The organism is Antrihabitans auranticaus, from assembly GCF_016481275.1.
Taxonomy (GTDB): Bacteria; Actinomycetota; Actinomycetes; order Mycobacteriales; family Mycobacteriaceae; genus Antrihabitans.
Window position 1 is genome coordinate 911,475 of sequence record NZ_JAEMNW010000002.1, and the last position, 26,123, is coordinate 937,597.

Consider the following 26,123-nt stretch of genomic DNA (forward strand, 5'->3'; position numbering starts at 1 on the left):
TGCTCCACAATCCGGCGAAAAAGGCGGAAAACTGCTCGCCGACAGCGATAGTGGAGGCCTAGCCCCACAGGAGCCGCGAATGTTGGATCGGTTGGACAGAGTGCAGAGACGGTTTCCACCCGTCGGATTCGTCATCGCCGTCGTCTACAAGTTCGTCGACGACAGGGGCAGCTTTCTGGCTGCACTCATCACCTACTACGCGTTCGTCTCGCTGTTTCCGATTCTCCTGCTGCTGACCACCGTGCTGGGTCTCGTACTCGCCGGCAATCCCGGTCTGCAGGAACGCGTCGTGGAGTCGGCGCTCAGTCAGTTCCCCGTGATCGGCGATCAGTTGGCGAACCCGGGCGAACTCAGTGGTGGCGGCTGGGGATTGACGATCGGCGTTGTCGGCGCCATCTACGGCGCGCTCGGTGTCGGCCAAGCGTGGCAGAACGCGATGGACACGGTGTGGTCGGTCCCACGAAACGAACGCCGCAATCCATTCCTCTCCCGCTTGCGCAGTCTCGTGCTGCTGCTGGTTCTCGGAATCGCATTGGGCGCCACCGCCGCCCTCTCGATCGTGAGCGGTTCGTTCAGTTCCTTCGGCGGACTCGCCCACGCCGGGCTGCTTTTCGGCACCACGGTGATCGACACCGCAGTCTTCGTCGTTGCGTTCCGGCACGGCACAGCACAGACGCTCGCTATCAAACACGTCTTGCCGGGCGCCATCGTGGCCGCGGTGTTCTGGCAACTCCTTCAGCAGTTCGGTGTCTACTACATCGCCGAGGTCGTGAAGAGCGCGAGCACGACGAACAGCGTGTTCGCCGTTGTGCTCGGCCTTTTCGCATTCGTGTACGTAGCGGCCGCTGCCACCGTGATGTGCGCGGAAATCAACGCCGTGATCGTCGGTCACCTGTATCCGCGGGCACTGCTCGGTCCGTTCACCGACGATGTCAGCTTGACCGCGGGCGACCGCGCCGCCTACACCGATCAGGCAAAAGCACAACGGGCCAAAGGCTTCGAGCGCGTCGATGTCACGTTCGACGAGGACGGGGACGGAATCCCCGACGAGGACCCGCGCAGTCTGCCGACCCAGGGCTCGTAGCCGACTGAGCGTCAGGGGGAAGCGGGAACGCACATCGTCCACGGATGGTAGGTGGCGGCGTTGACGTCCTCGCCTGCGCGCAGCGGTTTACCCATGTGTCGGGCCATGAGAGCTCCGATCGTCGCCTTGAACGAATGATCATTCAGCACAATTCCGGTTGCGCTGTTTGGCCAGAACGAACCCTTTCGCTGCAGGTCATCCGGGGTTACCATAGATCTCGGAAGTAGCCTGAGCGTGGTGGGTCCTCCTGCAGGGGACCCACCTAGGACCTTTCCGAACCGGGCGACGACGAGGGTCGTCGTGTTGTGAGTCAGCAGTAACTCGGTTCCCAAGATCTGAATAACGAAGGTTGCTTTCAACGGTAAGGAATCGCGATGGGTCTAAACGCTCATCACGGTGGAAGCTGATACGAACAGCTCGACGTGACTGGGAACGGTCGCAGACGGTATGCGTGTCAGGCGAGCAGATGTCAATGTGTGTGGCATCGCGCGAGCAGGCTGACTCTGCCCCCAGGGAAGCCGCGAACATCGTGGATGGCACCCAATTGTGCGAGGCCGCCGTGGGCAACCTCCGCTCGGGAATCGAGCGGAGGTTACTTGTTTCTGGGAACTTCCTTGCGGGGGACTAGTTCGCGACCTTGCCCGCATTTTCCGGGCACAGCAATGTTCCGGCCAACTGGACCGCCGTCTTTGCCTGGTCGGGATTCCACGGATGCTCCTCGATGCCGAGCTGTGCGGTTGCGTCCACCGACTCACCTGCGGTCAACGCGTCGCACATGCGCTGTGCCGTGCCGATCAGCCCCTCATCGTTGCGAATCGGAATGCCGCCCGCCCGGACAGCGGCGATGAACTGTTCCTCGGGGGTGCCGCCACCCGGCGGCAGGGGCGTCGTTTCCGCAGCGGTGGTTACGGACGCCTGGTCGGTCGAAGCGGCCGCAGCGCTCGTCGGTTTCGCGGCGGTCGTACTCGATTCGGTGGATTCGCCCGCCGAGCAGCCGGCGGTCAAGACGACGGTCAGGGCAACGATGCAGGTGCAGAGTCTGGCCACACGGGCATCATGCCATCATCCGCGGTCGCGTCGGCGAAGACAGCTATTCCCATACGTTCTTGTATCCGATACATTTGTGTATCGACTGAACGGGAGGTGCGAATGGCTCGGATGCGCAATGCCGGCGAGCTCGACGAGCCACCGATCGATCGTAAGCGCGTCACCAAGCGGCGCGCGGAAACTCGGCAGAGATTGCTCGGTGCCGCGTTCGACGTGTTCGCGGCGGACGGTTTCGGGCGGTCGACGGTGGAGCAGATCTGCGAGCGCGCGGGCTACACCCGCGGCGCGTTCTATTCGAACTTCGACACGCTCGACGACCTGTTCCTCGCGATGTGGGAGGACCGGTCAGCGGAGATGCTGGCCGGCGTCGACAGTGCACTGGATGCAGGCTCGGATGCTGACGTGCGGACCGTTCGCGACGTCGTCGCCCGCGTTCTGCAGGCAGTTCCGATCGACGACAACTGGTACCGGATCAGTGCAGAATTCACCGCGCACGCACTGCGAAACCCTCCGCTGCGGCACATGGTGGCCGCGCGTGAATCGGCGATCGTCTCGACTTTGACTCCGATGGTCGAGGCCCTGCTGCTGCGCGCCGGGCGCACAGTGCCCGACCCGGCTGCGCTGGGCCAAGCCCTCGTAGCCGTGCACGACGGCACCACGGTCCAATGCCTGATCGAACCGGACAATCCGGCTGTGCACGTTCGGCGCATCGATCTGTTCACCGAAGTAGTCCTGGCCTACAGCTCCACCTCGAACGCAAAAGCCGCTCCGACAGAAGGAATGCCATGACCGAGCAAGCCGATGTAATTGTCGTGGGTGCGGGCCTCTCCGGGCTGGTCGCAACGCACGAGTTGGTCAAGGCAGGTCGCAAGGTCCTCGTCGTCGACCAAGAAAATCGCAACAACCTAGGCGCGCAGGCATTCTGGTCGCTTGGTGGACTCTTCCTCGTCGATACCCCCGAGCAGCGCAGGCTCGGTATCAAGGATTCCTACGATCTAGCGTTACAGGACTGGATGGGATCGGCGGGCTTCGACCGCGAGGGCGACGACCACTGGGGCCGGCAGTGGGCGCAGGCGTATGTCGAGTTCGCAGCCACCGAGAAGCGCCAGTACGTGCACGACCTCGGACTGCGGATAACCCCGGTTCTCGGTTGGGCCGAGCGTGGCGGCGGAAACGCAGACGGTCACGGCAACTCGGTACCGAGGTTCCACCTGACGTGGGGGACCGGACCAGAGGTGGTCCGCATTTTCGCCGAGCCCGTTCTCGAGGGCGAGAAGAAGGGCTTGGTCACCTTCCAGTTTCGCCATCAGGTCGACGACTTGATCATCGAAGACGGCGCGGTCGTCGGCGTGCGGGGCACGGTGCTCGAGCCGACGGACCTCGAGCGAGGCAAGGCGTCGTCACGGGAAGCTGTGGGCCAGTTCGAATTCCGCGCGCAAGCTGTCGTGGTGACGTCCGGTGGCATCGGTCATAATTTCGATCTCATCCGTAAGAACTGGCCGACCGATCGCCTGGGCAAATGCCCGGAGACGATGATCGCCGGTGTCCCCGCGCATGTCGACGGCAGGATGCTGGAGATCACCGAACGCGCAGGCGGGCATATATCGAACCGCGACCGCATGTGGCACTACACGGAAGGCATCAACAACTGGGATCCGATCTGGCCGAAGCATGCGATCCGGATCATTCCGGGTCCGTCGTCGCTGTGGTTCGACGCCACCGGCAAACGACTTCCGGCGCCGAACTTTCCCGGTTTCGACACCAACGGGACGATGAAAGCGATCCTTGCCACCGGCTACGACTATTCGTGGTTCGTGTTGACACAGGCGATCATCGAGAAAGAGTTCGCCTTGTCGGGATCGGAGCAGAATCCGGACATCACGAGCAAAGACCTCAAGTTCACGTTGCAGAGCAGGCTCTCCAAGGGGGCGCCCGGACCCGTCGAGGCGTTCAAAAAGCACGGCGCCGACTTCGTGGTCGCCGACAACCTGCGCGAACTCGTCGCCGGCATGAACAAGATCGCCCGCGGGCCCCAGTTGGACTTCGCCGATTTGGAGCGCCAGATCGTCGCGCGTGACCGCGAGGTCGCGAACAAGTTCTCGAAAGACCTGCAGCTCATGGCGATCACGAACGCACGCCAATTCCTCGGCGACAAGCTTGCGCGAGTGGCGAAGCCGCACAGGATACTCGACCCCTCACACGGACCGCTGATCGCAGTGCGCCTGAACATCCTGAGCCGGAAGACCCTGGGCGGCTTGCAGACGAACCTCGATTCACAGGTCATTCGTGAAGACGGCGAGCCGTTCCCCGGCCTGTACGCCGCCGGCGAGGTCGCCGGGTTCGGCGGCGGCGGGGTCCACGGCTACAACGCGCTCGAGGGAACCTTCCTCGGCGGGTGCATCTTCTCCGGACGGGCGGCCGGACTGGCGCTGGGGAAGTCGCCGAGCTGAGCGTTTCTGTCGGTGCCGTGTCGTAGCGTCGGCGTATGACGAATTGGAAGGAATTTGCCGACGCTGCGCCTCGTATCTTCGCCATTTTCAACCGGCGGCACGCTGCGACAGGGAACCTCTGCATGCTCGCAACCCTGCGAGCAGACGGTTACCCGCGGATCAGCCCGATGGAACCGCGGGCGTTCGAAGGTGAGATGTGGATAGGTGGAATGCCGGACACCACCAAGTTCAAGGATCTTGCCCGCGATCCGCGATTCTGTCTGCACACCGCAACCGTCGATACGCACGTCTCCGACGGCGACGCGAAATTATGGGGCACCGTGCGGAACGTGCAGGACGAGGCCTTGCACCAGCGGTTCGCGAACAAGCTGTTCGAGGACACGGGATTCGACTTGCGCGGTGAGAAGTTCGATCCGTTCTACGCGGCAGAACTGACGGGCGCCTCAGCCGTCGAGATGAACGACAGTCACATGGACGTGATTGTGTGGAAGCCTGGTGCGCCGGAGTACGTGGTCCGAAAACATTGACGGTCAGCCGGAGCCGGCTCGCTCGGATCGATGGCTAAGCTGCACCGCATCGGCGCATGTTTCCCAGAGAAAGCGAGCACCATGTCTGTCGCCAAGATTGCAGCCGTTGCCGTTTCGGTGATTTTCGCACTGGCAAGTTGCTCGTCGGACGGACCCGACTCCGCGAAAAACGAGACCAGCTCGATAGCCGTTCCCGATGCCTACACCTCGGTCACGGTGGGGTCGATCGGTGCGCCCACGTTTCCCTTTCCGGCCACCGACGGTAAGTATCACGTCGCGTACGACCTCGAGCTGACGAACGCGTCGGCGGTACCGGCGACCGTGGGCAAGCTGGACGTCGTAGACGCGTCGGATCCGTCGAAGGTGATCGCGTCGTTCTCCGGCAACGCGATTTTCGATCCAACCTGCTCGTACGGCGACTGCAACCGCCTGCGCGCGTTGCCGTCTGCGCCAGCGGGATCGACGATCATTCCGCCGCAGGAGACACGAATCTTCTTCGTGGACTACGCGTTCGACAACCTCGAAGACGCGCCCGAGAATGTCCTGCATCATCTGTATGCCTTCGGCGCGGCGTCACCCGCGGCTCGCGAAGCGACCCCGATCGACTACGTGACGACTCCGGTCGACATCTCCCTGGAGAAGCCGCGAGTCATCGGATCGCCGCTGCGCGGCGACAATTGGATTGCGCTGAACGGCTGCTGCCTGCCGGGCTTTCCGCACCGTAGCTCGACGCTGCCGCTCGACGGCAAAATCAACAACAGCCAGCGATTCGCGATCGATTGGAAACGAACCAACGAACAGGGCCAGTTCTATACCGGCGACAAAACCAAGAACGAAAGCTACGTCGACTACGGCTCGGCCGTGTACGCAGTGGCGGACGGAACTGTCGTCTCGACGCTGGACAACGTCGCCGCGAACGCTCCCGGCGTACTGCCGGCAGCCGATCCGGTCCTCGCCGCAAAGCTGACGGTCGAGAACGTCGACGGCAACCACGTCATCCTGGACATCGGCGACGGCGACTACGCTATGTACGCGCACTTCATCGAGGGCACGGTACTCGTCGAGCCGGGGGACAAGGTCAAGAAGGGCGACAAGATCGCCGAGTTGGGTAACACCGGGAATGCCAACGCTTCGCATCTGCATTTCCAGTTGATGGACGGCCCGAGTCTGCTCGGCGCCAACGGGTTGCCCTATGTCATCGACGATTTCGACTACGCAGGCCAAGTCGACCCCAAGGAAATCCTCGCTGCCGACAACTACCTGACCGGCAGCTTTCTGCAGGGGAGGATGTCGGACCCCGAGCCCCGCAAGGATGAGCTGCCGGCAAATCTCGCGATCATCGACTTCCCTGGCGAGTAGCCGTCACGCCGCGTCGAGGACGGCCGCCGTTGCTCGCCAGCCCTCGCGGGCACTCGGAAACTGCGGTGCCCACCCTGACGCCGTCCGAAATCGCTCGTTGCGCACACGGAGTGATCGCGTGAGGGACGTCAGCCGGTCGCCGGCGAGCAGAGCCGCGCGACCGGGCGCATGCACCCAGGACTTCTTGCCGGCCGCGGCAGCGAGGGCGTCTGCATACTGCCGCTTGGTCAGAGGCTCGTCGTCGACGATGTTGTAGGTCCCCGCGGGGACGGTGAGCGCTGCGTCGAGCGCGGTTGCGGCGTCAGCGAGGTGTATCGACGGCAGGTAGCTGTCAGGCGGTCCGAGCACGGCTGCCAGGTGTCGCCGAGCCTGGGCATACAGCAGTTCGCTGTGTGCCGCGCCGGGACCGAGAAAGACGCCGAAGCGCAGAACGACGCCCGTCCCGCCCGCGGCTGTAAACCTGTTGGCGCTCGCTTCGGCGGCGAAGTTTCCGCGCGTGATCGGATAGTGGTCGACGGGTGAATCTTCGTCGACCCACTCGGAACCGTTGTCGCAGTACAGCATCACCACCGATTCCTGGAGGACACGCTCGACACCGGCATCCAGTGCCGCATCGACAACGGCAGCCGAACCTTCGGCGCGAACCTTCTCTGTGGGCCGCCACGCTCGCCTGCTCATGAAACGCGTGACAGACGGCAAAGAACTGGCCAGATTGACGACCGCGTCTTGGCCGGCAAAGGCCTTCGCCAACGCGGCCCGATCGAACAGCGAGACGATCACCGGCGCTGCACCCTGCGCCCGCAACACGGTCGCCTTTTCCTGCGTGCGGGCCAACGCGGTAACTGTGTGGCCAGCTCGCACCAGTTCCGGTATGGCGTGCGTTCCGATAGCGCCCGTCCCACCCGTCACGAACAGCTTCACGGCTTCCATGCAATCACGCATCAGAGATCTGCTCTACTGATTCGATGGGAAAGCTCACCGCGATGGGAATCACGTCGCTGGACGGCTATATCGCCGATTCCTCGGGAAACTTCGACTGGAGCGCGCCCGACGAGGAGGTGCATGGGTTCGTCAACGACACTGTCAGATCCACCGGCACCTACCTGCTCGGTCGGCGGACCTACGAAACCCTGACCTACTGGGAAACCGCCGACGACCCTGGCGAACCGGCGGTCCATCGGGACTTCGCGAAGATCTGGCACGCGGCGGACAAGATCGTCTACTCGACGACGCTGCCCGAGGTGACAACGGCACGCACGCGACTCGAGCGCTCTTTCGATCCCGAGGCGATTCGGGCATTGAAAGAAGCAGCTGTGCAAGACATCTCGATCGACGGACCGAACTTGGCCGCTCAAGCGGCGCGCGCCGGACTGATCGACGAGTATCACCAGTTCATCTCACCTGTCATGGTGGGCGGCGGCACGCGCTACCTCCCTGACGGTCAGCGACGCCAGCTCGAACTGCTGGACCAGCGGCGTTTCGGAAATGGCGTGGTCTATCTCCACTACCGGGTGATCGGGTAGTCCGAAGGACCGTCGGTCAGCACGCCGACGAACGGTGCTGCCGGCCGGAACTGGTCGAGCGAGAAGACCCGACGGCCACGAGAGTGCGACCGTACTGCCGCCGTCATGGCAATGACGAGAAGGACTGAAAGCAGAATCGACAACATGGCAGTAATTGTTCGCGCATCTAATTGCAGCCACAATATGGCTCTATGTCAATTGCCATCAATATTCAGCCAGGCTGTGGTGATGGCCCCCGGTGGGTCCGGTTTACGCGGCCGGACGGGACAGATCGCTCCAGTTGACGACAACCGAAACGGCGCCGGCTGCGCCGATGACATCGCGAATCGGGCCGCCCATGCACAGCTGAGTATGGATGATGCGCCGGCACGACGTGTCCGACGGCATATCGGCCTCTTCGGGTGGCACGGCGACGAGGATCTCGGCGGGGATCGTGCTGCGCGCTCCAGCGAGCAGCAGTCGCTCCTCCTCGACCGTGCGGACGGGAACTTCACTGGCGCCGGAAACGTCACCGACCAGCAGTGCTGTCCACTCGTCGTCCTCGTCGTCGAGGCACGCGAACGTCACCAGACGCGCCTCTCGAGCGCCCACCGTCATGTGGACGTCGAGGTGAATGGTCGTCGTGTCGGACGGGTGTACCGGGTCTGTCACGAGGGTCGCGTCGCTGCCGAGCATGAGCTGGCGTGCTGTCCAGCTGAAGTATCGCTCGTCCGTGCGTGTCATCGTGGTCATGTCCCTGAGCTCTCGACGGAATGTGGGTTCCTAAACGTCCAGTCGTTGCAAACCGGACAGGTGTTACGCCGCGTTGGCTCAGGATTTGCCGCCGTTTTTTGTAAGTTTCTCCAAGAACCCAACGAAGTCCCCGAGTGCTATGGCGTCCTCGGTGTCCGGCGGGTGGTGACCGCCTTCGACAGTGACGAGCACGGTACTGCCCTTGCGCACGCCCAGGGCATCCCAACTCACGCCGAGGACTGGGGCGTGGACGCTTCGGCCGTTGCAGGAGAGCACAATTCGCGAGGTGTACCGGCTCGCGCGGTGCGCCAGCTCGTCCGCCACGTCAGCCGTGAGGGGACCTGGCGCCTCGAATTCGGACAGGTACATGCCGCCTCCCGCTGTCGTTCTTGTCTAGAACCTACTGTGGGAAGTCGACAGTTCGCGCGCAAAGTCTTTTGCGACACGCCGAGCGACACGCCGTAATGGTCTGCCGACCAGGTGGTTACCGGTGCATCGCCGACTCCTGTGCCCGCTTCTGTGAGTTCACTGGAGCGTGACGTTGCCGCCGGCAGGAGGATGAGGAACTTGCGGAATCCCGACGAACAACAAATCAGTGACCTTGTCGAGAACTGGGCAGCTGCCGTCCATCGCGGCGACCTCGATCTTGTAGTTGCCCACCACACCGACGACATCGTGATGTTCGACGTCCCACCGCCGCACGCCGGGGTGCGGGGGATCGACGCCTACCGCGCTGTGTGGCCGGACTTCTTCGAATGGCAGGCGCAGGGGTCATCGTTCGAGATCGAGTCGCTCGAGGTCACTGCCGGCGCGGACGTTGCTTTTGCTTTTGCCCTCCTGCGGTGTGGGACGGCCGAGGATTTCGCGCTACGACCGGATGCCCGGTTGCGACTCACGCTCGGCCTGCGAAAGCAGGACGGCGCGTGGACTGTGGCGCACGAACATCATTCGTTCGCGGATACCTCGGAGCCGTGATTCACGTCGGCGGCGTGAACTGACTCGCGGTGAACAACGCACCGTGTGGATCGCGAATGACCGCGTCCTTCGTCCATTCGGTGTCGTTGCGCGCAACCACGGTCCCGCCCAGCCGTTCGGCTGCCGCTGCCGTCTCGTCACGGTCGGCGACCGTGAAAGCGACGTGCCAGTGCGGTGATTCGCCGGATGCGACGGGTGCCATCCAGCCGATGGCGTCGGCGAAGCCGGGCGGAACGAATTCACCCGACTGCCGTTCGTGGATCCCGGGATCCACGGTCGCCGCAAGATGGTCCCCGTACCCGGGACGGCGGATCATCGTCGCGAAGCCCAGATCATCGACGGCCCAGCCGAAGACCTGTGTGTAGAACTCGGTCGATTTGGCGGCGTCAGCGGTGTGCAGATCGCTGAAATTCCACGTCCCCGGCGTATTGGTGATCTGCGCACCGAGTCGCTTGTTGGCCTGGAACATGCCGAACTCGACCCCCGACGAATCGGCGCACACGACTGAGACTCCGCCTTCGCCCGCCGGAGTCGGCGGTTGGACGATACGGCCACCTGCGGCGCGCACGCGGTCTGCAGCCTGTTGGGCGTCGTCCACGGCGACGTACGTATTCCACGTCAAGTCGGTTTGTGGTGGTTCGGACGGGGACGGCTCGCGTGGGCCGCCGATGCCGGCGACATCCTTGCCGTCGATCTGTGCGATCACGTAGCGAAATGGCGTCTCAGGTGGGGTAGCGTCGGAAAAACTCCAGCCGAAAAGCCCACCGTAGAACGATTTTGCGGCTTCGATGTCCTTCGGCTCGATGTCGATCCAGGAGGTGACGCCCTCCGGGTAGGTCCGTGGTTCGGTCGTCGGCTCTTGTGTCATGGAGTGCTCCTCTCGGTATGTTCACGACGCTAGCCGCGCCCACCGACAGGATTCAGTTGCCTGAAGTCGAGCAACCCGGCGTTGCGGGCTCGCCCGCGAGTCGCGCCCCCAACCATTCGATGGCGTTGGGCGTACCGGTTCGAAAGACCGTTGCATGGTCGCCCTCGAGCTCTTCGAGCCGCACCGAGGCACCTTGCGCGCACCACTCGTTCTGCAGATTCTCGGCGCCCTCCTTGGGAATCCACTCGTCCTGCAGCCCCTGGTAAAGGAAGATCGGCGCCGTCGGAGGGACAGCACCCATCTTGTTCTCCGCGAGTATTTGCTGCATCAACTCGCGGGAGTACGCGTCAGGGGTCGTCGTCAGGGATTCGGCGGTGAGAAACAGGATTCCCAGCGCAGACAGCAGGGCACCGCACTGATCCTTGCGAAGTTGCATCAGGCGCAAGCCGTTGGCGTTGGTGAATTGGATCAGCTCTGGATATTCGCGGAGCACACCGAAGATGGCCGCGAGATAGATACCCGAACTGAGCGTGCCGTTCATCGACTCGTGCAGCAGGTTGTAATCGGTCGGCGCGCCGCCGAGCGCGACACCTGCGATGTTGAGTTCCGGCGCGTACGCCGGTGCGAGCTGCGCAGCCCAGCCGGACGCGATCGCGCCGCCCGAATATCCGGTGATTCCGATCGGCGCGGCAGGGGAAAGCCCTGCGCTCCGAGCTGCTCGCAACGAATCGAGCACTGTGCGGCCGGACACCAGACCTGCTGAATAGGACTGCCGCGGCCCCTGGTAGTCGGTGACGACGACCGCGACGTTCTGCGTCAGCAAGTCGCTGATGAATTCGACTTCGCCCGCCGTGCCGCGCGGGAGCGTGTACGACGGCGCGCACTGGTTGCCCAGTGAGTCGATGGCGATGTTGTAGGAAACGATCGGCCGCGGGCCGTCCCCGCTCCACGGCGCATCCGGGACGATGACGGTGGTCGCGGCCGCGATCGGACGACCCTTCGAGTCGGTCGAACGGAACAGGAACTGCGTCGACGTCGTCGGCACCGGCAGTCCAGGAATGGAGACGCCACGCGTTGCCAGAACCGTCCCCGGTGGCGTTGCCTCATAACCCGGCGCCGGGTCGAACCATGGGTCACCCAACGGCGTCGGTAGATAGAAAGCTAGGTCGGGTTGCGGATCCAATGGATTCCACACCGGTTCTGCATTGGCCTCGGTGCCTGCGAACAGAAGGAACGTCGAGGCGGCAATGGCGAGAACGCACGACTTTCGGAAGATCACGAACCCAACCTAGCGGCTTCAGCTGTCTGCCAGGACCTCACGAAGGCGTGTTGCGAACGACTCGGGCGCGTGCGCGAAGCCGATGTGGTCGCCGGGGAACCTGGTTGGCACTATGTCGAGCGCTGCTGCCAGGGCCTCCGACGTGCGTTCGCACAGCTGCGCGCCGGACTCCTCGCCGATTCCGACGATCACGCGTGACGACGCCGAGCGCAAGAGACCGAGGTCGGGAACCCAGCGCGTACTTGGCCGCAGCATGTGCGCGTGCTGGAAATGGTCGTCTGCCTCAGCCTGTGCGTCTCGTTCGCCGGCGAACATCGCCTGAAATACTTCGTCGGGCATGTGAATGTTCGCCAACGCGAGAAACTTTCGCCACGCGCCGACGGTGTCACCGGCAAGGTGCGTGGCGATGATCTCCTCGGTCTTCGCGTGCAGTTCAGCGCGATCGTCGAGCAATTCGTTGAGCGGCGGCTCATGGGCAATCGCTGTGCTGACCAGTTCGGGATGCGCCTGCACCAAGGCAAGGACGGTGAGGGCACCGCCACTGGAACCGAGGGCGATGGCGGGACCCGCGTCCAGGTGTGTGATCAGGCGCGCCAAGTCGTCGGCACGAAGTTCGGGCGTCGAGTCCCGGTCCCTGTCGTCGACACGGCTGCGCTTGATCCCGCGCGGATCGGTCGTCAGCACGGTGTACTCGTCGGCGAGCAGATCCGCGAGTGGCGCAAACGAATCCGCGTCCATCGGGGCGCCGACCAGCACGACGAGTGGACCGGTGCCGCGCACCTCGTAGTACAGGTGAGCACCGGGAACGTTGAGCATGTGGGTTACGGGTGCGGTCGTCATGGTCATTTGTGTCTCCTGGTTTCCCGAGCCGTTCGAGCTGTCGAGATGAAGACTCCGCAGATGCGGCAGACTCATCGGTGTGAGCCGAAGCAGAATTTCTGTCGACGACGATCTCGCTCGCGCGCGCAGCGGGGACGATGCAGCGTTCACGCGAATCGTCGAGCCGCTACGACGCGAGTTGCACGCGCACTGCTACCGGATGCTGGGCTCGACACACGATGCCGAGGATGCCCTGCAGGACGCACTCGTTCGGGCATGGCGCGCGGTCGGCCAATTCGAGGGGCGAAGCTCGTTCAGATCGTGGTTGTACACGGTGGCAACGCGGACGTGCCTCGACCTGGTCGAACTCCGGGGTAAGCGAGCGCTGCCGGTCGATCTCGGACCGGCGAGCGACCACGCAGTCGTGGGTGACCGACCGCTGACCGACACGGCATGGCTCGGCCCGTACCCCGACGCCCAGTACGAGCAGCGCGAAGCGGTGGAGCTGGCTTTCGTTGCTGCACTGCAGCACCTGCCCGGAAATCAGCGCGCGGCACTGTTGCTGTTCGAGGTCCTCGGCTTCTCGGCGGCCGAAATTGCGGGCGTTATGGACACGTCTGTCGCGTCGGTCAACAGCGCACTGCAGCGAGCTCGACGAATCGTGGCAGAGAAGGTGCCGTCGGTAAGTCAAGCGCAGACTGTCCGCGAACTCGGCGACCTGCGGTTGCGCCAGATCGTCGACGACTTCACCGGTGCCCTCGAACGCGGCGACGCCGACGCACTTGTTGCCCTGCTTACCGCGGACGTCACATGGTCCATGCCACCGTTGCCGCACTGGTACCACGGATTGGCGGCGGTCACTGATTTTGCGACCAGCGTTCCGTTGTCTTCCTGCGGCGCTTGGCGGCGACTCCCGACGACTGCCAACGGTCAGCCCGCACTCGGCTCGTATCTGTGGGACCCCGATTCCGAGACGCATCTCCCGTTCGCGATCGACGTTCTCACTCTGCGCGCGGACAGGATCTGTGAGATCACGACCTTCATCGGCCCGGAACACCATGCCGCATTCGGGCTACCGGAGTTCGTGCACTGATCCGCGAGGCCCGGCTCAGCGCTGTGCTGTGTGCAGCTCGACGAGTTCGGTCATGTGCTTGATCGTGCTGTCGAGAGGTGCGGTCGACTGAGCCGCGACCGACAGCACCACCGCACCCTCGATCGCGGCGACGATCGTCGTAGCAAGGGATTTCGCGGTGCCGCTGGGGACGTGTTCGGCATCGAGTCGCTCTGCGAGGAGCGTGGCCCACCGGTCGAACGCTTCGCTGGCCGCGTCAGCCGCCGCCGCCGACTCGGATCTGCCGAGCGCGGCGGCCACGATCGGACAGCCGGCCGCGAAGTCGCTCGACTGCAGGACGTGCCGCCACGACTCACCGAAGGCCAGCAGCGCGTCGCGTGGATTGCCCGTGAAGGTTGCGATAAGCCCTTCCATCGCGCGGCCTGCGACGCGGGTCGCTTCGGCAACCAATTCGGACTTGCCTCCCGGAAAGTTCAGGTAGATCGCGCGCCGCGAGCGTCCGCTGTGTTCCACCAGTTGGGTGACGCCCGTGCCCGCAATACCGTTGCGACGCATCAGGTCGATGGCGCTCTGGATGAGTCCGTCTCGCGCTGCCATCCGAGATCCTTCCCGCTTGACCTATACCGATCGTTCTACTACCTTAGCATCGAGTAGACCGATCGGTATAGCGTGCTGAACGAAGGAGCTTTCGCCCATGACCGTCCTACACGATGCGCTCCCGCTACCCTGCGGTCAGGTGTTGCCGAACAGGTTGATGAAGTCGGCTTTGAGCGAAGGCCTTGGCACGACCGGTCATGGCCCGGACCAGCGTCTGGAGCGCCTCTACACGCGTTGGGGCGCAGGTGGTTACGGACTCGTCGTGACGGGAAATGTCATGGTGGATCGCCGCCATCTCGGGGAGCCCGGGAACGTCGTGATCGAAGACGAACGTGACCTCGATGGGCTCACGCGCTGGGCGAAGACGACGCAGGACGGCGGCGTACCCATCTGGATGCAGTTGAACCATCCGGGGCGGCAGGCAAATCCGCTTGCGACGCGCGACAAGCCGGTGGCACCGTCTGCCGTCGGACTGAACGTTCCCGGCGCACCCGCGCCGCGCGAACTGACGGACGCCGAGATCGAGGACGTCATCGATCGCTTCGCAATTGCTGCCCGAGTGGCAGAAACTGCCGGGTTCAACGGCGTTCAGGTCCATGGCGCGCACGGGTATCTGGTGTCGCAGTTCCTCTCGCCGCGAGTGAACAAGCGGACCGACCGGTGGGGCGGCGACCCGGAACGGCGCATGCGATTCGTGCTCGAGGTCGTGCGCCGGATCCGCGCCGAAGTGACGCCGGGGTTTGCCGTCGGCATCAAGCTGAACTCGGCGGACTTTCAGCGCGGCGGGTTCACCGAAGCGGAATCGCGTTCGGTGGTCGAACAACTCGCGTGTGAACGCATCGATCTCATCGAAATCAGTGGCGGTAGTTATGAATCGCCGGCGATGATGGGCCGTCCCGTGTCGAAGTCGACGAGCACTCGTGCCCGTGAGGCGTACTTCCTCGAATACGCCCAATCCGTACGCGACGTCGCGCGCAACGTCCCGCTGGCCGTCACCGGCGGCTTCCGTTCGCACTCGGCGATGGTCGAAGCAGTGGTGACCGGCGCATGCGACGTCGTCGGGCTCGGTCGGCCGACAACCCTCGCTCCCACCGCTGCGTCCGACATCCTGACCGAACGGCGAACGGCTCTGCACACGCCGCACATCAGTCTCAGCCTCCCCGAACGGGTTTCGGCCATGGCCAGCGTGAAGAGCGTCAACGGCGCGTTGGATCTGCAGTGGCACACCGATCAGCTGCATCGAATGGGCGCGGGTGCGGAGCCCGATCCCGACCGCACGCCGTGGCTCACCGCGGCAACCATGTTCAAACGAAATGGCGTCGACGCATTCCGGAGCAAAAGGAGTTCTACGGTGACCCAGAACGGTAAGTCGCACAAGAAAGACAGCACGCTGCGCAAGTTCAAGTTCGAGCGCGCCGTCGGGCGCTACGTCGCGAACCCGGCCGTTCGCGCACTCGATCGCATCGGAATCCAAACCTCGCTGGCAACCGAACTCGAAACGATCGGCCGCAAGACCGGGCAGGCCCGGCGCGTGCCGGTCGCGGCGTCGTTCGACGCAGCCGGCGCCTGGGTGATCTCCCAGCACGGCACGCGTTCAGGCTGGGGTATCAACATCGGCGCCAACCCGCAGGTGCGTATCCGGCAGGGCGATCGGTGGCGTACCGGCACCGCTGTCTTCCAGCACGACGACGACGTTGTCGCGCGGGCGCAGACGTTTTCGTCGAATCCGATCCTCGGAAGATTGAGTGCCGCGACGTTCCGCGCTCTGCAGAGCACGCCGATTTCGGTGCGAATCACCTTTACCGACAACAGCTGACTCAGTGCGTGGGTAACACGCAGGCAGTGTCGAGGCCCAGCACTCGGTTGAGTCGGCCGAAAGCCAGCCAGGATCCCAGACACATGCTCAGTTCGACCACTTCACGCTGGTCGTAGACGGCGAGCATGCGGGCCCAGAAGTCGTCGTCGATGTTGTGGTGGTCGAGTGCGTACAACTCGGCGTACTCGGCCGCCAGCCTGGTGCGGTCGTCGAAGGCATCGGTGGTGCGCCACTCGCGCACGGCCTGGTCGAATGTGACCTCCACCTTGACGCCGTCCCGTTCGGTTCGCCAGTCCTGGCAGAAGATGCAGCCGTTGATCTGCGCGATCCGCAGACGCGCCGCTTCGAATTCCCGTAGCCCGAGAGTCGAATCGGAGTAGACCTTCAGCGACAGCTTTGCTGCCGCGCCGCCGATGCCCGGGACCATGTCGCCCCAAACGTAGGAGATCGGGTCTTTGCCTTGGGGGACATCGATGATCATGCTGGTGCCATCCTCGCGAGTTTGCCGACCGCGGGGGTCAGCGGGACATCCAATGCGTCGTAGAGGCCGGGTCCGGCGGCCCGCAGCCAGCCGATGGCGTTGACCAATCTGCCTACCGCGGTGGCATTTCCGCCCGCCGCCTTGTTGCCGCCCTCGTCGGTCGCGGTGACGGCGATCTCGATGCGCGGACGCCCTTCGATGATCACCTTGTGCACGCCGTCGCCGCCGTCGGGCGGCAATGGCCAATCCGGCGCGCACGCGGGGTGGATCCGGGTGATGTGCTCGATGACGATCAGCGGCTCACCCCCGACAATGCCTTGAACTTCGAACCACAGCGCGCCCTGGGTGCCCGCTTCGAACGTGCCCATCTGCGCGGTCTCGATCGTCGTCTCGAGTGGCCGCCGGAGCAGCGTTTCGCGAATCTCGTCGACTTCGACGCCGAGCGCTCTGGCAATGAGTCGAATCTGGCCGCCCCACACCATCGTTGGAATGGACGGTGCGACCATCGGCGGCAGGTAGTCGAGCGGTTGCCCCATGCCGACGAGATATCGCACCGAATCGGGCTGGTCGTAAGTCGCGTAATCGAAAATCTCCTGGCACCGAACCTGATCGACCGTCGACGCCAGACCGGTCGCGAGAATCGGCAAAACGTCGTTGCCCCAGCCGGGGTCGACGCCCGACACGAAGAGTGATCCGCCACCCTCGGCGATGGCGGCCAGAATCGGCTCCCGAAGTTCCGGGGGAGCCGACCGAGGGTCGTACAACGCGTAAATCGACGGCGTGACCACGGTGGCGCCCGCGCGAATTGCCCTGCAAATGTCGGTCAGCGCCTCGTCGGGACGGATGTCCCCGGAAGCGGCATACACAACGGCTTCCGCGCCGGACAGCGCGGCGTCTATGTCGGCGCTGCCTGTGACGCCGAGCGTACGGTCGAGATCCGCGAGGTCCCCGGCATCTCGACCGACTTTGGCAAGGTTGTGCACGATCACCGCGACAAGGTCCATGTCGGGATGTGCATCGACCGCGCGGATCGCCGCCCGACCGACATTTCCCGTTCCCCACACGACTGTTCGGACCGGATTCTGCGTGCCCATACTTCGCACGATATAGAACACGTTCCAGTTTTTAAAGGGGTCCGGACAGCGAACTTGGGCGACCGTTCAACTTGTTCGCCGCATATCCGTGACGGGCCGATACGGAAGTGCAAGAATTCGACGAGATTGCGGAACGCCACACAAAGGACACGTGATGCGGCGAAATCGGCTCGTAGCCCCCCTTTTTGTCATCCTGCTGATCCTCACGGCGTGCTCGAGTGACGACTCCGACGACGAGTCCGCCGGCGAGTCCGGCCCGACACAGGACGGCTCCTTCACGCCACTGGTCGTGACGACACTCAATCCGGAACCGATTCCGGTCAAAGGCAGCGACGGCAAAGTTCATGTCAGTTACGAACTCGCCGTTCTCAATACGGCACCGCGCGAGGCCACGATCACCCGCATCGACACGTTGGCAGACGGGCCGGAGGGTAAGGTCGTCGCGACGATCGAGGGCGACGAGGTCGTCGCGAGATCGGTGATCGTAGGTGACTACAAGCTGCCGCCGGTTCCTGCAACGACGATCCCGGCAGGGCGCACGATGCTCTTCGTCATCGACGACGCGTACAGCGAGCGTTCGGCCGTTCCTGCCACGGTGGTCAACCGGCTCTCCGCGACGTTCGCGCCGCTCCCGCCGAATCAGGCACCGTTCACGACCGCCTTCGAAGACTTGTCGACGCAGGACGGACCCGTCATTACGACCAGTTCGAAAGAGCCGGTCGTTCTCGGTCCACCGCTGACCGGATCCGACTGGATCGCGTTCAACGCCTGCTGCTCGCTGTCGGCTCACCGTGGGGCGCTCGTTCCCCTGGGCGGCCGCATCAATGCCGGCGAGCGGTACGCGATCGACTGGTTCAAATCGGACTTGACCGTCAAACCCCTCTACGACGAGCAGGGCGGATTGGGATCCTTCCGTGGCGACCGCACTCGCAACGAGAGTTTTCTGGCGTTCGGGCAACCGATTCTTGCCGTGGCCGACGGAACGGTTGTCACGGCGGTCGGCGACGTCGCCGATGGCGTGCCGCTGGTGATACCCGACAATCTGAAAGTTGCCGACCTCGGCGGAAATCGAGTGGTGATAGACATCGGTGACGGGCAATACGCGTTCTACGCTCACATCGAGCAGGGCTCGGTGACGGTGAAGCCCGGGGACAAGGTCACCAAGGGTCAGGAGATCGCGCGCCTGGGTAACACCGGCAGTACGACGGAGGCGCATCTGCACTTTCAGGTGATGGCAGGTCCGCAACCCCTTACCGCAATGAATCTGCCGTTCGAGATCGAGAAGTTCGACCTCCTGGGCACGGGTGACCCCGCCGGTTTCATTCCTGCGCCGGACGCCGGACCGCGCACCGACGAACTGCCACTCATCAGCAGCGTGATCAGTTTTCCATGATCAGGTGGACCCGGATGTGACCCAGGTCGATCACGCCGACCGTCACGTTCTGCCCGGCCGCCTCGTCCAATTGGCATGACTATGAGAGTTGCGGTTGCCGGCGGAACCGGATTGACGGGCCGCCACGTTGTGGCAGAACTCGAGCGGGCGGGGCACGAACCCGTCGTCCTGTCCCGAGCCGCGGGCGTGGACCTGACCGACGGTTCCGGGCTCGACGCTGCGCTCGCGGCTGCGGATGCGATCGTCGACGTCACCAACATCGCCACCCAGAAGCGTTCCACGGCAGTCGATTTCTTCGGCACGGTCGGACGAACCCTGCTGAGCGGAGCCGAACGTGCGAAGGTACGGCGCATCGTGTCACTGTCGATCATCGGGATCGATGACGTCGACAGCGGCTATTACGAAGGAAAGCGGGTCCAGGAAGACGTTCTCCGCAACGGGTCGGTTCCCTGGACGATCCTGCGCGCCGCGCAGTTCCACGAATTCACCGACCAGGTCCTGGGTTTCGTTCCCGGACCGGTCGCGGTGGTACCGAAGATGCTGAGCCAACCGATCGCCGTGCGCGAGGTGGCAGCGGCGCTCGTCGCGCGCCTGGACGACTCCGGCTCCGCAATGGCGACCGAAATAGCCGGTCCCAAGCCTGAATTCCAACCGGACCTCGCGCGGCGACTCCTTCGCGCGCGTGGATCGCGCCGTCTGGTGTTGCCGGTGCGGATGCCCGGCGAGGCTGGGAAAGCAATGGTCGGGGGAGCCCTGCTACCGAAGCACGAGTTCGTGCAGGGCGTCCAGACGTTCGACGAGTGGCTGGCCGAGCGGACCCGTGTCTAGTCGACTTCCTGCGCCAATTTGAGCAGGGTCTCGAGCTCCTCGACGAGGTAGCGCGCGACTACGTCGATATCCGGCATCAACTCACGGCAGGCGATCAGGCCGAAGTGCAGTTCGCCGCCGTAGCTGTTGACCGTGATGTTGAAGCCCTGACCGTCTACGACGACCGAAACCGGATAGTTGGCAACCATTCTCGCGCCGGCGAGGTACACGTCGACGTTCGGTCCGGGGACGTTGGAGATGACGAGGTTGTAGGGCGGAATCCGATGCGGCAGGCCCATGGCGAAAGCCACCCGTGCCGCACGCGCGACGAGTGCAGGCGGTGCGAAGTCGGTGACGTTCTCGACCAGCCCCTCCGGGATGGCCGCTTGCTGCGCCTTGGCAACCTTGGTTGCCTGGTGCACACGGGTGAGACGGTCGACGGGGTCATCGAGGTCGGTCGGCAGTGCGGCGAGCATTGCCGAAACCTTGTTGCCGAGTTTGGATTTGCTGGCTTCGTCGCGGACCGACACGGGAATCATAGCGACCAAGGGGGTTTCGGGCAGGGCGTCGTGATCGATGAGCCAGTGGCGAACGGCACCGGCGGACATCGCCATCACGACGTCGTTGACCGACATTCCGAAGGCGTTCTTGACCGTCTTGACGTCGGCCAGGGACACGCTGCCGATCGCGAAGCGGCGATGCAAGGTCACCTCGGCGTTGAAAGGCGTGCGGGGAGCGAGGCCCGGTGCCGTCGCGATGACGTCGCCGTCACGGTGCTTGCGACCGAGCACAGCGCCGACGTAGGGCTTGACGTAGCTGCCGATGAGGGGGAGCGAGCGGCCGAGCGACGACGCGATTCGGACGGCACTGGCAGGCCGCGAAGCGATCGACGTCGCAGCGCGGGTGAGCATCGCGGCTGCGCTCGGCGGTGCGTCCGGAGTGAAATCCGGTGCGGGCGGCAGCTTTTTGCCCTCGGGGGTGAGGTCGAGCAGCACCGTCATGAGTTCGGCACCCGATACGCCGTCGATCGCCGCGTGGTGCATCTTCGTGTAGACCGCGAGTCTGCCGCCGGCCAGTCCGGAGATCAGGTACGCCTCCCAGAGTGGGCGGCTGCGGTCGAGCGGCCGCGCGTGCAGCCTGCTGACCTGTTCTGTGAGCTGGGCATCGGAACCTGGTGCGGGCAGCGAGATTTCGCGAACGTGAAACTCGATGTCGAAGTTCTCGTCGTCCACCCAATACGGCTGATCAAGACCGAGTGGAACATAGCGCAGCCGCTGGCGTAGCAGCGGAATGAGCGGCGCACGGTCGTTCATCAGGTTGGTGAGCGTCGCGAGATCGAGCGGTTGTGCTGCTGTGCTCGGATCGAGGATGCAGACACCACCCACGTGACCGGTCGAGTTGTGGGTCTCGAGCGTCAGGAAGGCGGCGTCGAGCCCGGAAAGTTGTTTCATGACAGTCCTCTGGATGGGTGTGGATCGATGTGCTGGTTCGTCGCGCCGACGAGACGAATTGCCAACTCGGGGTATAGCTTTGCGACCGATTCGGGCTTCTTGTAGCTGCCGCCGGGAAACCATCGGCAGATATCGACACAGAGCGAGAGGATCGCGAGGGTGACGCCTTCTGCGTCCGGAACCGTGAACGATCCGTCCGCGATACCGGCGTCGACGATCGTCCGCACCACGCGGATGACGTCCCTGCGCAGACGTGCAACCTTGCGCAGATGTTCGGGTGAAAGTCCCGTCAACTCATACTCGACGACGCGTGAACGCGCGTGATGAGTTGCGTGAATGCGGGCGAGTTCGCCGACGACGGCACGCAGCCGATCGGCGGGTGATTCGGATGGGTCGTCGACGTCCCGCAGCCACTCGAGGGTCAACTGATGACCCTCGTATGCGATGACGAAGAGCAGCTCTTCCTTCGATCTGTAGTGCGGATACATCGCGGCCGCGCTCAGCCCGAGCCGGGCGGCGATGTCACGGGTCGTCGTTCCGCCGTAACCGTTTTCGGCGAATGCCTCGATCGCCGCAGCCCTGATTCGCGCAGCGGCCTTGGAGCTGCTGACGATGGGTGCGGTCGCGGTCACAGCACAATAATAAGCAATTGCTTAGGAAATAAGCAAGAGCTTATTTTTTTGACCGGGGGCACGCTTACGAACGGATTGCGCAGTCTGTACGTTTCGTTTCACGAAGAAGGGTCGGCCTCGGGGCCGGAGCGGAGTGGCGGCCCAGTACGCGCTCGACGCCGTTGTGGACAGGATTACGAGTCACGGTCGGAAGACCGTAAAGAAAACGTAAGCAGGTGTCGGCAAGCTGAAGACACAAGAGAGCAAGTCCTTCAGGACAGTCGAAAGGAACCCCGTGCGCACATTCAAACTCCAGGTCCAGACCACCGTCGACGGCTATATGGCAGGCCCGAACGGCGAGATGGACTGGATGACGTTTCCATGGTCCGACGATCTCAGCGCGTACGCCGAAGGCATCAGCAAATCCGTCGACTGCATCGTGCTGGGCCGCAAGTTGGCCGAGGGATTCATTCCCGCATGGGAGTCCCAGCCTGAAGGCGAGGACCAAGCTTCGATCGACTGGATGAACAACACGCCCAAGGTGGTGGTGTCGAACACCCTTACCGAGTCGCCGTGGCAGAACGCCGTCGTCGCAGGTGGCGATCTAGTCGAGACGATCACCGAGCTGAAGTCGCGACCGGGCGGCGACCTGATTGCATACGGCGGCGGCACCTTCGTCGCGGACCTCATTGCGAACGGCCTACTCGACGAGCTCCACCTATTCGTCAACCCCACCGCGATCGGCGCAGGCATGCCCGTGTTTCCAGCCGGCGCCTACGCACCGCTGCAGCGCGTGAACGCGACGGCCACCGAATGCGGAATCACCGTCCTGCACTACGCGCCGAAGCGGCCCTGAGTGTCAGGTCGTCGGCCGCGGAGCCATGCCCGTGCGCGTGTAGTACTGGTGCGTTTCGTGATGCACAGGGCAGATGCAGGTCCGTTCCAGATGCTTGGCGGCTGTGGCCGTACAGAAGCGAATACCCAGCGCATCGTGGGCATCGAGCTCATGTGCGCAGGCTGGACACGACGCGGACGAGTCCGCGACAGCAGGGGAATCGGCAACACTCGGTTGGTCCGGCATGTCGGCGCTCCAGTTCTCGACCTGCAATTCAGGCCGATCGGGCGCCGAGGATGACATGGCTTGGCAGCGCATATTCGAAGAACCCTCGACTCTGTCGACACTACGCGCACGTGAACGGCACAGGTATGCCGCGACTAGTTCCGGGAGTGAATGGGTACCGCTTCACATATGAGTTCCAACGACACCAGACCGAACGCAGTTCGCAATCAAGCGCTCGAGCACGCTGAGTCGGCGCGCGAAAAGATGACCGAGCGGCGGGAGCACCAGTCGTCGGGTCTTGGCGGGTGGGTCACTCAGCGCGCCGGCGAATGGTCGCTCGACGGACCGGACGAGAAGGCGATGCAACGTCAGAAGTTCTTCTGGAACGCCCTCATCGATTACTGGTTCCGGATGGAGATGGACGGGTGGGAGAACATTCCGAAGCAGCCGGTGCTGCTCGTCGGGATCCATTCGGGTGCGCCTTTCGTTTGGGATGCATGGACCGTCGGCGTGCAGTGGTGGCGCCGCTACGGTCAGGACCGCCCACTGCACGGCACTGCGCACGACGCGTTGATGGCAATTCCCGGCATCGGTAAATACTTCCGCTCCATGGGTGTCCTTCCTGCCGCGCCCGACTCCATCGCTACCGCCCTCGCCGAGGGCCGCGACGTCGCGGTGTGGCCGGGTGGCGAGGTCGATTCCCTGCGGCCATGGAGCGAGCGCGATCGCGCGACCCTGGCGGGTCGAAAGGGCTTCGTGAAGATGGCAATTCGCTGCGGTGTTCCGATCGTTCCGATCGCCACCGTCGGCGGTGCCGATGCAATGCCGGTCCTCATTCGTGGCGACCGATTGTCCCGAATGTTGCGCTTGGACAAGATCTTCCGACTGAAGGTATTCCCACTGGCCATATCGCTGCCGTGGGGGATCGCGCCTGCCGCTTTGCCACAGCTTCCGTTGCCCGCGAAGATCCGCACGCGGTTCATGCCGCCGGTGGAGATCGAATCCAACCCGGACCTTGCCGACGACGAGACATACGTCGATCAGAAGTACCGGGAAGTGGAATCGCGGATTCAGGAGGGGATGGACGCGCTCGCACGCAAACGCGCCCTGCCGCTCTTCGGCTGATAGCTCAGCGGCATCCCGGAACACTCACTGCGCCGCAAGTCTCGTCGTTCGATATCTTGAACCCGAAGTTTGGCGCACCGCGTCGATCGACGCGCTGGGAAATGGGGATGCTTTGCCACCGAATCGCTCGTTCCTCTCGCGAATCGCCAGAACGGCCGCTCATGGCGTCGAGCAATTCGCCGGGCGCACCTTGGACCTGCTCGACCCCGAGCAGGACGCCCACCGCGAAGACGTCGATGCGAAAGTCGCAGCGGTGCAGGACGCGCAGCGAGCGGCGCTACGAGTCCGCGACGTCGATCTCGCGACCCGGCTTGCCGAAGTCGAGCAGTACCTCCGCGAGCACCAGAGGCGGCGCGACGATGCGCTGGTGCCTACCAACCGGGATCGCGGCGCTGCCAACGCAACCGTCGAGGACATTCGGAAGAATCTGCTCGCGCACACACCGCGCCCCGATCCCGCCGACCGCGCCTGAACGATCCTTCACAGCGATGCGCAACAAATGGTTGCGCATCGCTATCTCATCGGTTACCGTCATATGCAACCAAACGTTGCAGATGAAGGGGACACCATGGAGTACGGAAGCATCTACCGCGAGATCTATGTCGACGCGTCACCCGAGATCGTTTTCGACGTCGTGAGCAGCCCCGAGCACATGCGGGAGTGGTGGCCGGACGAGGCGGATTTCGAGCCGATTCCCGGTTCGGTCGGCGAAATCTCCTGGGGCAACAGGGCGACAGCCGAAGCGCAGATCGTGCCGATCACCGTGGTAGAAGCGAAACCGCACACGCTGTTCTCCTTTCGCTGGATCTATCCGGAAGACGACGCCGCGAAGGCAGGCAACTCGTTGCTCGTGACCTTCGAACTCGTCGCCTCGGGCGGGGGCACCACGATCCGGATGACCGAGACGGGCTTCCGCGAAAAGGGCTGGGAAATAGCCGTTCTCGAAGAGCAGTACAACGAACATGTCCAGGGCTGGAACACCTACATTCCGCGCCTCGGCGAATACGTCGAGCGTTTGGTGTCGACGAAGTGACTGCTGCCATCGACGACGACCTCTGGTCGGCGATCGGGGACCCGACCAGACGGCGAATGCTCGACTTGCTGCTGACAGACGGTGGCGGAACGGCGACCACTCTGAGCGAGCAACTGCCCGTGACGAGGCAAGCCGTCGCAAAGCATCTGGGCGTCCTCGACCGGGTCGGATTGGTACACGTCACTCCCTCGGGAAGGGAGATGCGATACCAAGTGGACGACGCGCAACTAGCGCGCGCGGTAGCGCAACTTGCCGCAGTCGGTGCCACCTGGGATGCCAGGTTGCAACGCATCAAGCGGCTTGCCGAAGCGATTGCGCGAGCCAAAGACAACAAACCGACGTAGAAGCCTGACCCAGCATTACTACAGAAGGCGGGACGCCCTATGCGTCCCGCCGCGCACAACGCTGCCCGCAACCTTGAATTTCACGCTGGCACAGAAGTTTCCGATTTGCACCCAATACAGGAAGAGGCAAGACAATGGTAGATATCCTGCACCGAGTTGGCATCGAAGCGTCCGTCGACGAGGTCTACACAGCGCTGACCACGATCGACGGTCTGTCGGGCTGGTGGACCGACGACACGAGCGGCGACACGAATGTCGGCGGCGTACTCGAATTCCGCTTCGAATTGGGCGGTTTCGACATGGAGATCCAGACTCTCGAGCCGGCCGAACGCGTGCTGTGGCAGGTCGTCGACGGCCCCGAGGAATGGATCGGGACCAAGGTGAGCTTCGACCTGCGGCAGGAGGGCGACTACGCGATGGTGAACTTCAAGCACGAAGGCTGGAGGGAACCGGTCGAGTTCATGCACCACTGCAGCACGAAGTGGGCAGTCTTTCTGTTGAGCCTGAAGTCCTTGGTAGAGGACGGCAAAGGCCAGCCCGCCCCGCGCGACGTCAAGATCGACAACTTCAACTGAC

Annotated in this window: 31 protein-coding genes; 17 read left to right on the forward strand and 14 right to left on the reverse strand. The window is 63.7% G+C overall.

Annotated elements, in window-relative coordinates; translation table 11 throughout:
- Positions 1 to 79 precede the first annotated feature (79 nt).
- Entirely contained in the window at positions 80 to 1,084 is a 1,005-nt protein-coding gene (locus JGU72_RS12275; RefSeq protein ID WP_199684173.1) for a YihY/virulence factor BrkB family protein, read from the forward strand.
- A gap of 624 nt (positions 1,085 to 1,708) precedes the next feature.
- Here JGU72_RS12275 and JGU72_RS12280 read toward each other — a convergent pair.
- A complete protein-coding gene (locus JGU72_RS12280; RefSeq protein ID WP_199684174.1) occupies positions 1,709 to 2,131 on the reverse strand; it encodes a DUF732 domain-containing protein in 423 nt (140 codons plus the stop codon).
- 102 nt (positions 2,132 to 2,233) lie between these two features.
- Here JGU72_RS12280 and JGU72_RS12285 point away from each other — a divergent pair, with 102 nt between their 5' ends.
- The 4 genes from JGU72_RS12285 to JGU72_RS12300 are packed head-to-tail and all read left to right on the forward strand — an operon-like array spanning position 2,234 to position 6,467.
- Complete coding sequence (locus tag JGU72_RS12285) at positions 2,234 to 2,920, forward strand: TetR/AcrR family transcriptional regulator (RefSeq protein WP_233531893.1); 687 nt, start codon at positions 2,234 to 2,236, stop codon at positions 2,918 to 2,920.
- On the forward strand, positions 2,917 to 4,581 hold the full coding sequence (locus tag JGU72_RS12290) for an FAD-binding dehydrogenase (protein ID WP_199684175.1): 1,665 nt from the start codon (positions 2,917 to 2,919) through the stop codon (positions 4,579 to 4,581). Before JGU72_RS12285 ends, JGU72_RS12290 begins: the two co-directional genes overlap by 4 nt.
- A 35-nt stretch (positions 4,582 to 4,616) precedes the next feature.
- On the forward strand, positions 4,617 to 5,108 hold the full coding sequence (locus tag JGU72_RS12295) for a pyridoxamine 5'-phosphate oxidase family protein (protein WP_199684176.1): 492 nt from the start codon (positions 4,617 to 4,619) through the stop codon (positions 5,106 to 5,108).
- 30 nt (positions 5,109 to 5,138) lie between these two features.
- Complete coding sequence (locus JGU72_RS12300; protein WP_199684177.1) at positions 5,139 to 6,467, forward strand: M23 family metallopeptidase; 1,329 nt, start codon at positions 5,139 to 5,141, stop codon at positions 6,465 to 6,467.
- Between the two features lie 3 nt (positions 6,468 to 6,470).
- On the opposite strand, the gene JGU72_RS12305 is transcribed toward JGU72_RS12300, so the two are convergent.
- Complete coding sequence (locus tag JGU72_RS12305; RefSeq protein ID WP_199684598.1) at positions 6,471 to 7,388, reverse strand: NAD-dependent epimerase/dehydratase family protein; 918 nt, start codon at positions 7,386 to 7,388, stop codon at positions 6,471 to 6,473.
- A 44-nt stretch (positions 7,389 to 7,432) separates the two neighbouring features.
- On the opposite strand from JGU72_RS12305, the gene JGU72_RS12310 reads away from it, so the two are divergent.
- Complete coding sequence (locus tag JGU72_RS12310) at positions 7,433 to 7,990, forward strand: dihydrofolate reductase family protein (RefSeq protein WP_199684178.1); 558 nt, start codon at positions 7,433 to 7,435, stop codon at positions 7,988 to 7,990.
- Here the strand turns inward: JGU72_RS12310 and JGU72_RS12315 are convergent.
- The 3 genes from JGU72_RS12315 to JGU72_RS12325 form a co-directional block, all read right to left on the reverse strand.
- Entirely contained in the window at positions 7,972 to 8,136 is a 165-nt protein-coding gene (locus tag JGU72_RS12315) for a hypothetical protein (RefSeq protein WP_199684179.1), read from the reverse strand. The genes JGU72_RS12310 and JGU72_RS12315 overlap by 19 nt on opposite strands.
- A 103-nt stretch (positions 8,137 to 8,239) precedes the next feature.
- A complete protein-coding gene (locus tag JGU72_RS12320) occupies positions 8,240 to 8,722 on the reverse strand; it encodes a hypothetical protein (RefSeq protein WP_199684180.1) in 483 nt (160 codons plus the stop codon).
- A gap of 78 nt (positions 8,723 to 8,800) precedes the next feature.
- Positions 8,801 to 9,091, reverse strand: a complete 291-nt coding sequence (locus JGU72_RS12325; protein WP_199684181.1) for an HPr family phosphocarrier protein — start codon at positions 9,089 to 9,091, stop codon at positions 8,801 to 8,803.
- A gap of 198 nt (positions 9,092 to 9,289) precedes the next feature.
- On the opposite strand from JGU72_RS12325, the gene JGU72_RS12330 reads away from it, so the two are divergent.
- On the forward strand, positions 9,290 to 9,697 hold the full coding sequence (locus JGU72_RS12330) for a YybH family protein (protein ID WP_233531900.1): 408 nt from the start codon (positions 9,290 to 9,292) through the stop codon (positions 9,695 to 9,697).
- 1 nt (position 9,698) lies between these two features.
- On the opposite strand, the gene JGU72_RS12335 is transcribed toward JGU72_RS12330, so the two are convergent.
- Genes JGU72_RS12335 through JGU72_RS12345 form a run of 3 tightly spaced genes read right to left on the reverse strand, consistent with a single transcriptional unit; the run spans position 9,699 to position 12,690 of the window.
- Complete coding sequence (locus tag JGU72_RS12335) at positions 9,699 to 10,565, reverse strand: VOC family protein (RefSeq protein ID WP_199684183.1); 867 nt, start codon at positions 10,563 to 10,565, stop codon at positions 9,699 to 9,701.
- Between the two features lie 52 nt (positions 10,566 to 10,617).
- The gene (locus JGU72_RS12340) at positions 10,618 to 11,844 is read right to left on the reverse strand and encodes a lipase family protein (protein ID WP_199684184.1); all 1,227 of its coding nucleotides are present in this window, start codon (positions 11,842 to 11,844) and stop codon (positions 10,618 to 10,620) included.
- A gap of 18 nt (positions 11,845 to 11,862) precedes the next feature.
- Positions 11,863 to 12,690 carry an alpha/beta fold hydrolase gene (locus JGU72_RS12345; protein ID WP_199684185.1) on the reverse strand — a complete coding sequence of 276 codons (828 nt, stop codon included), beginning with the start codon at positions 12,688 to 12,690 and terminating at the stop codon, positions 11,863 to 11,865.
- A 73-nt stretch (positions 12,691 to 12,763) separates the two neighbouring features.
- Here JGU72_RS12345 and JGU72_RS12350 point away from each other — a divergent pair, with 73 nt between their 5' ends.
- A complete protein-coding gene (locus JGU72_RS12350) occupies positions 12,764 to 13,756 on the forward strand; it encodes a sigma-70 family RNA polymerase sigma factor (RefSeq protein ID WP_307828408.1) in 993 nt (330 codons plus the stop codon).
- A 15-nt stretch (positions 13,757 to 13,771) separates the two neighbouring features.
- Here the strand turns inward: JGU72_RS12350 and JGU72_RS12355 are convergent, their stop codons facing one another.
- Positions 13,772 to 14,332: a TetR/AcrR family transcriptional regulator gene (locus tag JGU72_RS12355; protein ID WP_199684186.1), complete on the reverse strand. Its 561-nt coding sequence runs from the start codon at positions 14,330 to 14,332 to the stop codon at positions 13,772 to 13,774.
- Between the two features lie 97 nt (positions 14,333 to 14,429).
- Here JGU72_RS12355 and JGU72_RS12360 point away from each other — a divergent pair, with 97 nt between their 5' ends.
- Positions 14,430 to 16,148 (forward strand): nitroreductase family deazaflavin-dependent oxidoreductase, encoded by a 1,719-nt coding sequence (locus JGU72_RS12360; protein WP_199684187.1) that lies wholly within the window; start codon positions 14,430 to 14,432, stop codon positions 16,146 to 16,148.
- Position 16,149: 1 nt separating this feature from the next.
- On the opposite strand, the gene JGU72_RS12365 is transcribed toward JGU72_RS12360, so the two are convergent.
- Both JGU72_RS12365 and JGU72_RS12370 read right to left on the reverse strand, forming a co-directional pair.
- Positions 16,150 to 16,629, reverse strand: a complete 480-nt coding sequence (locus tag JGU72_RS12365; RefSeq protein WP_199684188.1) for a carboxymuconolactone decarboxylase family protein — start codon at positions 16,627 to 16,629, stop codon at positions 16,150 to 16,152.
- Positions 16,626 to 17,723 (reverse strand): NAD(P)H-dependent amine dehydrogenase family protein, encoded by a 1,098-nt coding sequence (locus JGU72_RS12370; RefSeq protein ID WP_199684189.1) that lies wholly within the window; start codon positions 17,721 to 17,723, stop codon positions 16,626 to 16,628. The genes JGU72_RS12365 and JGU72_RS12370 overlap by 4 nt, the downstream gene beginning before the upstream one ends.
- 154 nt (positions 17,724 to 17,877) lie before the next feature.
- Between JGU72_RS12370 and JGU72_RS12375 the strand changes: the two genes are divergently transcribed.
- Entirely contained in the window at positions 17,878 to 19,116 is a 1,239-nt protein-coding gene (locus tag JGU72_RS12375) for a M23 family metallopeptidase (RefSeq protein ID WP_199684190.1), read from the forward strand.
- Positions 19,117 to 19,191: 75 nt separating this feature from the next.
- Entirely contained in the window at positions 19,192 to 19,944 is a 753-nt protein-coding gene (locus tag JGU72_RS12380) for an SDR family oxidoreductase (RefSeq protein ID WP_233531902.1), read from the forward strand.
- Here JGU72_RS12380 and JGU72_RS12385 read toward each other — a convergent pair.
- Both JGU72_RS12385 and JGU72_RS12390 read right to left on the reverse strand, forming a co-directional pair.
- Positions 19,941 to 21,374 carry a WS/DGAT/MGAT family O-acyltransferase gene (locus tag JGU72_RS12385; protein WP_199684191.1) on the reverse strand — a complete coding sequence of 478 codons (1,434 nt, stop codon included), beginning with the start codon at positions 21,372 to 21,374 and terminating at the stop codon, positions 19,941 to 19,943. The two genes, JGU72_RS12380 and JGU72_RS12385, sit on opposite strands and share 4 nt — an antisense overlap.
- Positions 21,371 to 22,006: a TetR/AcrR family transcriptional regulator gene (locus JGU72_RS12390; RefSeq protein ID WP_307828409.1), complete on the reverse strand. Its 636-nt coding sequence runs from the start codon at positions 22,004 to 22,006 to the stop codon at positions 21,371 to 21,373. Before JGU72_RS12390 ends, JGU72_RS12385 begins: the two co-directional genes overlap by 4 nt.
- A 274-nt stretch (positions 22,007 to 22,280) precedes the next feature.
- Between JGU72_RS12390 and JGU72_RS12395 the strand changes: the two genes are divergently transcribed.
- Positions 22,281 to 22,841, forward strand: a complete 561-nt coding sequence (locus JGU72_RS12395) for a dihydrofolate reductase family protein (protein ID WP_199684192.1) — start codon at positions 22,281 to 22,283, stop codon at positions 22,839 to 22,841.
- A 3-nt stretch (positions 22,842 to 22,844) separates the two neighbouring features.
- On the opposite strand, the gene JGU72_RS12400 is transcribed toward JGU72_RS12395, so the two are convergent.
- Positions 22,845 to 23,123, reverse strand: a complete 279-nt coding sequence (locus tag JGU72_RS12400; protein ID WP_233531903.1) for an RGCVC family protein — start codon at positions 23,121 to 23,123, stop codon at positions 22,845 to 22,847.
- Between the two features lie 111 nt (positions 23,124 to 23,234).
- Here JGU72_RS12400 and JGU72_RS12405 point away from each other — a divergent pair, with 111 nt between their 5' ends.
- The 5 genes from JGU72_RS12405 to JGU72_RS12425 all read left to right on the forward strand — a co-directional run bounded on the left by JGU72_RS12405 (position 23,235) and on the right by JGU72_RS12425 (position 26,122).
- Entirely contained in the window at positions 23,235 to 24,170 is a 936-nt protein-coding gene (locus JGU72_RS12405) for a lysophospholipid acyltransferase family protein (protein ID WP_199684194.1), read from the forward strand.
- Positions 24,171 to 24,282: 112 nt separating this feature from the next.
- Complete coding sequence (locus tag JGU72_RS12410) at positions 24,283 to 24,642, forward strand: hypothetical protein (RefSeq protein ID WP_199684195.1); 360 nt, start codon at positions 24,283 to 24,285, stop codon at positions 24,640 to 24,642.
- A gap of 96 nt (positions 24,643 to 24,738) precedes the next feature.
- On the forward strand, positions 24,739 to 25,203 hold the full coding sequence (locus JGU72_RS12415) for an SRPBCC domain-containing protein (RefSeq protein WP_199684196.1): 465 nt from the start codon (positions 24,739 to 24,741) through the stop codon (positions 25,201 to 25,203).
- Complete coding sequence (locus JGU72_RS12420) at positions 25,200 to 25,547, forward strand: ArsR/SmtB family transcription factor (RefSeq protein ID WP_199684197.1); 348 nt, start codon at positions 25,200 to 25,202, stop codon at positions 25,545 to 25,547. Before JGU72_RS12415 ends, JGU72_RS12420 begins: the two co-directional genes overlap by 4 nt.
- A gap of 134 nt (positions 25,548 to 25,681) precedes the next feature.
- The gene (locus tag JGU72_RS12425; RefSeq protein ID WP_199684198.1) at positions 25,682 to 26,122 is read left to right on the forward strand and encodes an SRPBCC family protein; all 441 of its coding nucleotides are present in this window, start codon (positions 25,682 to 25,684) and stop codon (positions 26,120 to 26,122) included.
- Position 26,123 lies beyond the last annotated feature (1 nt).

Bases quoted from the DNA above. Each gene is read 5' to 3' on its own strand.
- JGU72_RS12275 (WP_199684173.1), top strand. From the start codon at position 80: ATGTTGGATCGGTTGGACAGAGTGCAGAGACGGTTTCCACCCGTCGGA.
- JGU72_RS12285 (WP_233531893.1), top strand. From the start codon at position 2,234: ATGGCTCGGATGCGCAATGCCGGCGAGCTCGACGAGCCACCGATCGAT.
- JGU72_RS12290 (WP_199684175.1), top strand. From the start codon at position 2,917: ATGACCGAGCAAGCCGATGTAATTGTCGTGGGTGCGGGCCTCTCCGGG.
- JGU72_RS12295 (WP_199684176.1), top strand. From the start codon at position 4,617: ATGACGAATTGGAAGGAATTTGCCGACGCTGCGCCTCGTATCTTCGCC.
- JGU72_RS12300 (WP_199684177.1), top strand. From the start codon at position 5,139: ATGGCTAAGCTGCACCGCATCGGCGCATGTTTCCCAGAGAAAGCGAGC.
- JGU72_RS12310 (WP_199684178.1), top strand. From the start codon at position 7,433: ATGGGAAAGCTCACCGCGATGGGAATCACGTCGCTGGACGGCTATATC.
- JGU72_RS12315 (WP_199684179.1), bottom strand. From the start codon at position 8,136: ATGTTGTCGATTCTGCTTTCAGTCCTTCTCGTCATTGCCATGACGGCG.
- JGU72_RS12320 (WP_199684180.1), bottom strand. From the start codon at position 8,722: ATGACCACGATGACACGCACGGACGAGCGATACTTCAGCTGGACAGCA.
- JGU72_RS12325 (WP_199684181.1), bottom strand. From the start codon at position 9,091: ATGTACCTGTCCGAATTCGAGGCGCCAGGTCCCCTCACGGCTGACGTG.
- JGU72_RS12335 (WP_199684183.1), bottom strand. From the start codon at position 10,565: ATGACACAAGAGCCGACGACCGAACCACGGACCTACCCGGAGGGCGTC.
- JGU72_RS12345 (WP_199684185.1), bottom strand. From the start codon at position 12,690: ATGACCATGACGACCGCACCCGTAACCCACATGCTCAACGTTCCCGGT.
- JGU72_RS12355 (WP_199684186.1), bottom strand. From the start codon at position 14,332: ATGGCAGCGCGAGACGGACTCATCCAGAGCGCCATCGACCTGATGCGT.
- JGU72_RS12360 (WP_199684187.1), top strand. From the start codon at position 14,430: ATGACCGTCCTACACGATGCGCTCCCGCTACCCTGCGGTCAGGTGTTG.
- JGU72_RS12365 (WP_199684188.1), bottom strand. From the start codon at position 16,629: ATGATCATCGATGTCCCCCAAGGCAAAGACCCGATCTCCTACGTTTGG.
- JGU72_RS12370 (WP_199684189.1), bottom strand. From the start codon at position 17,723: ATGGGCACGCAGAATCCGGTCCGAACAGTCGTGTGGGGAACGGGAAAT.
- JGU72_RS12375 (WP_199684190.1), top strand. From the start codon at position 17,878: ATGCGGCGAAATCGGCTCGTAGCCCCCCTTTTTGTCATCCTGCTGATC.
- JGU72_RS12380 (WP_233531902.1), top strand. From the start codon at position 19,192: ATGACTATGAGAGTTGCGGTTGCCGGCGGAACCGGATTGACGGGCCGC.
- JGU72_RS12385 (WP_199684191.1), bottom strand. From the start codon at position 21,374: ATGAAACAACTTTCCGGGCTCGACGCCGCCTTCCTGACGCTCGAGACC.
- JGU72_RS12400 (WP_233531903.1), bottom strand. From the start codon at position 23,123: ATGTCATCCTCGGCGCCCGATCGGCCTGAATTGCAGGTCGAGAACTGG.
- JGU72_RS12405 (WP_199684194.1), top strand. From the start codon at position 23,235: ATGAGTTCCAACGACACCAGACCGAACGCAGTTCGCAATCAAGCGCTC.
- JGU72_RS12415 (WP_199684196.1), top strand. From the start codon at position 24,739: ATGGAGTACGGAAGCATCTACCGCGAGATCTATGTCGACGCGTCACCC.
- JGU72_RS12425 (WP_199684198.1), top strand. From the start codon at position 25,682: ATGGTAGATATCCTGCACCGAGTTGGCATCGAAGCGTCCGTCGACGAG.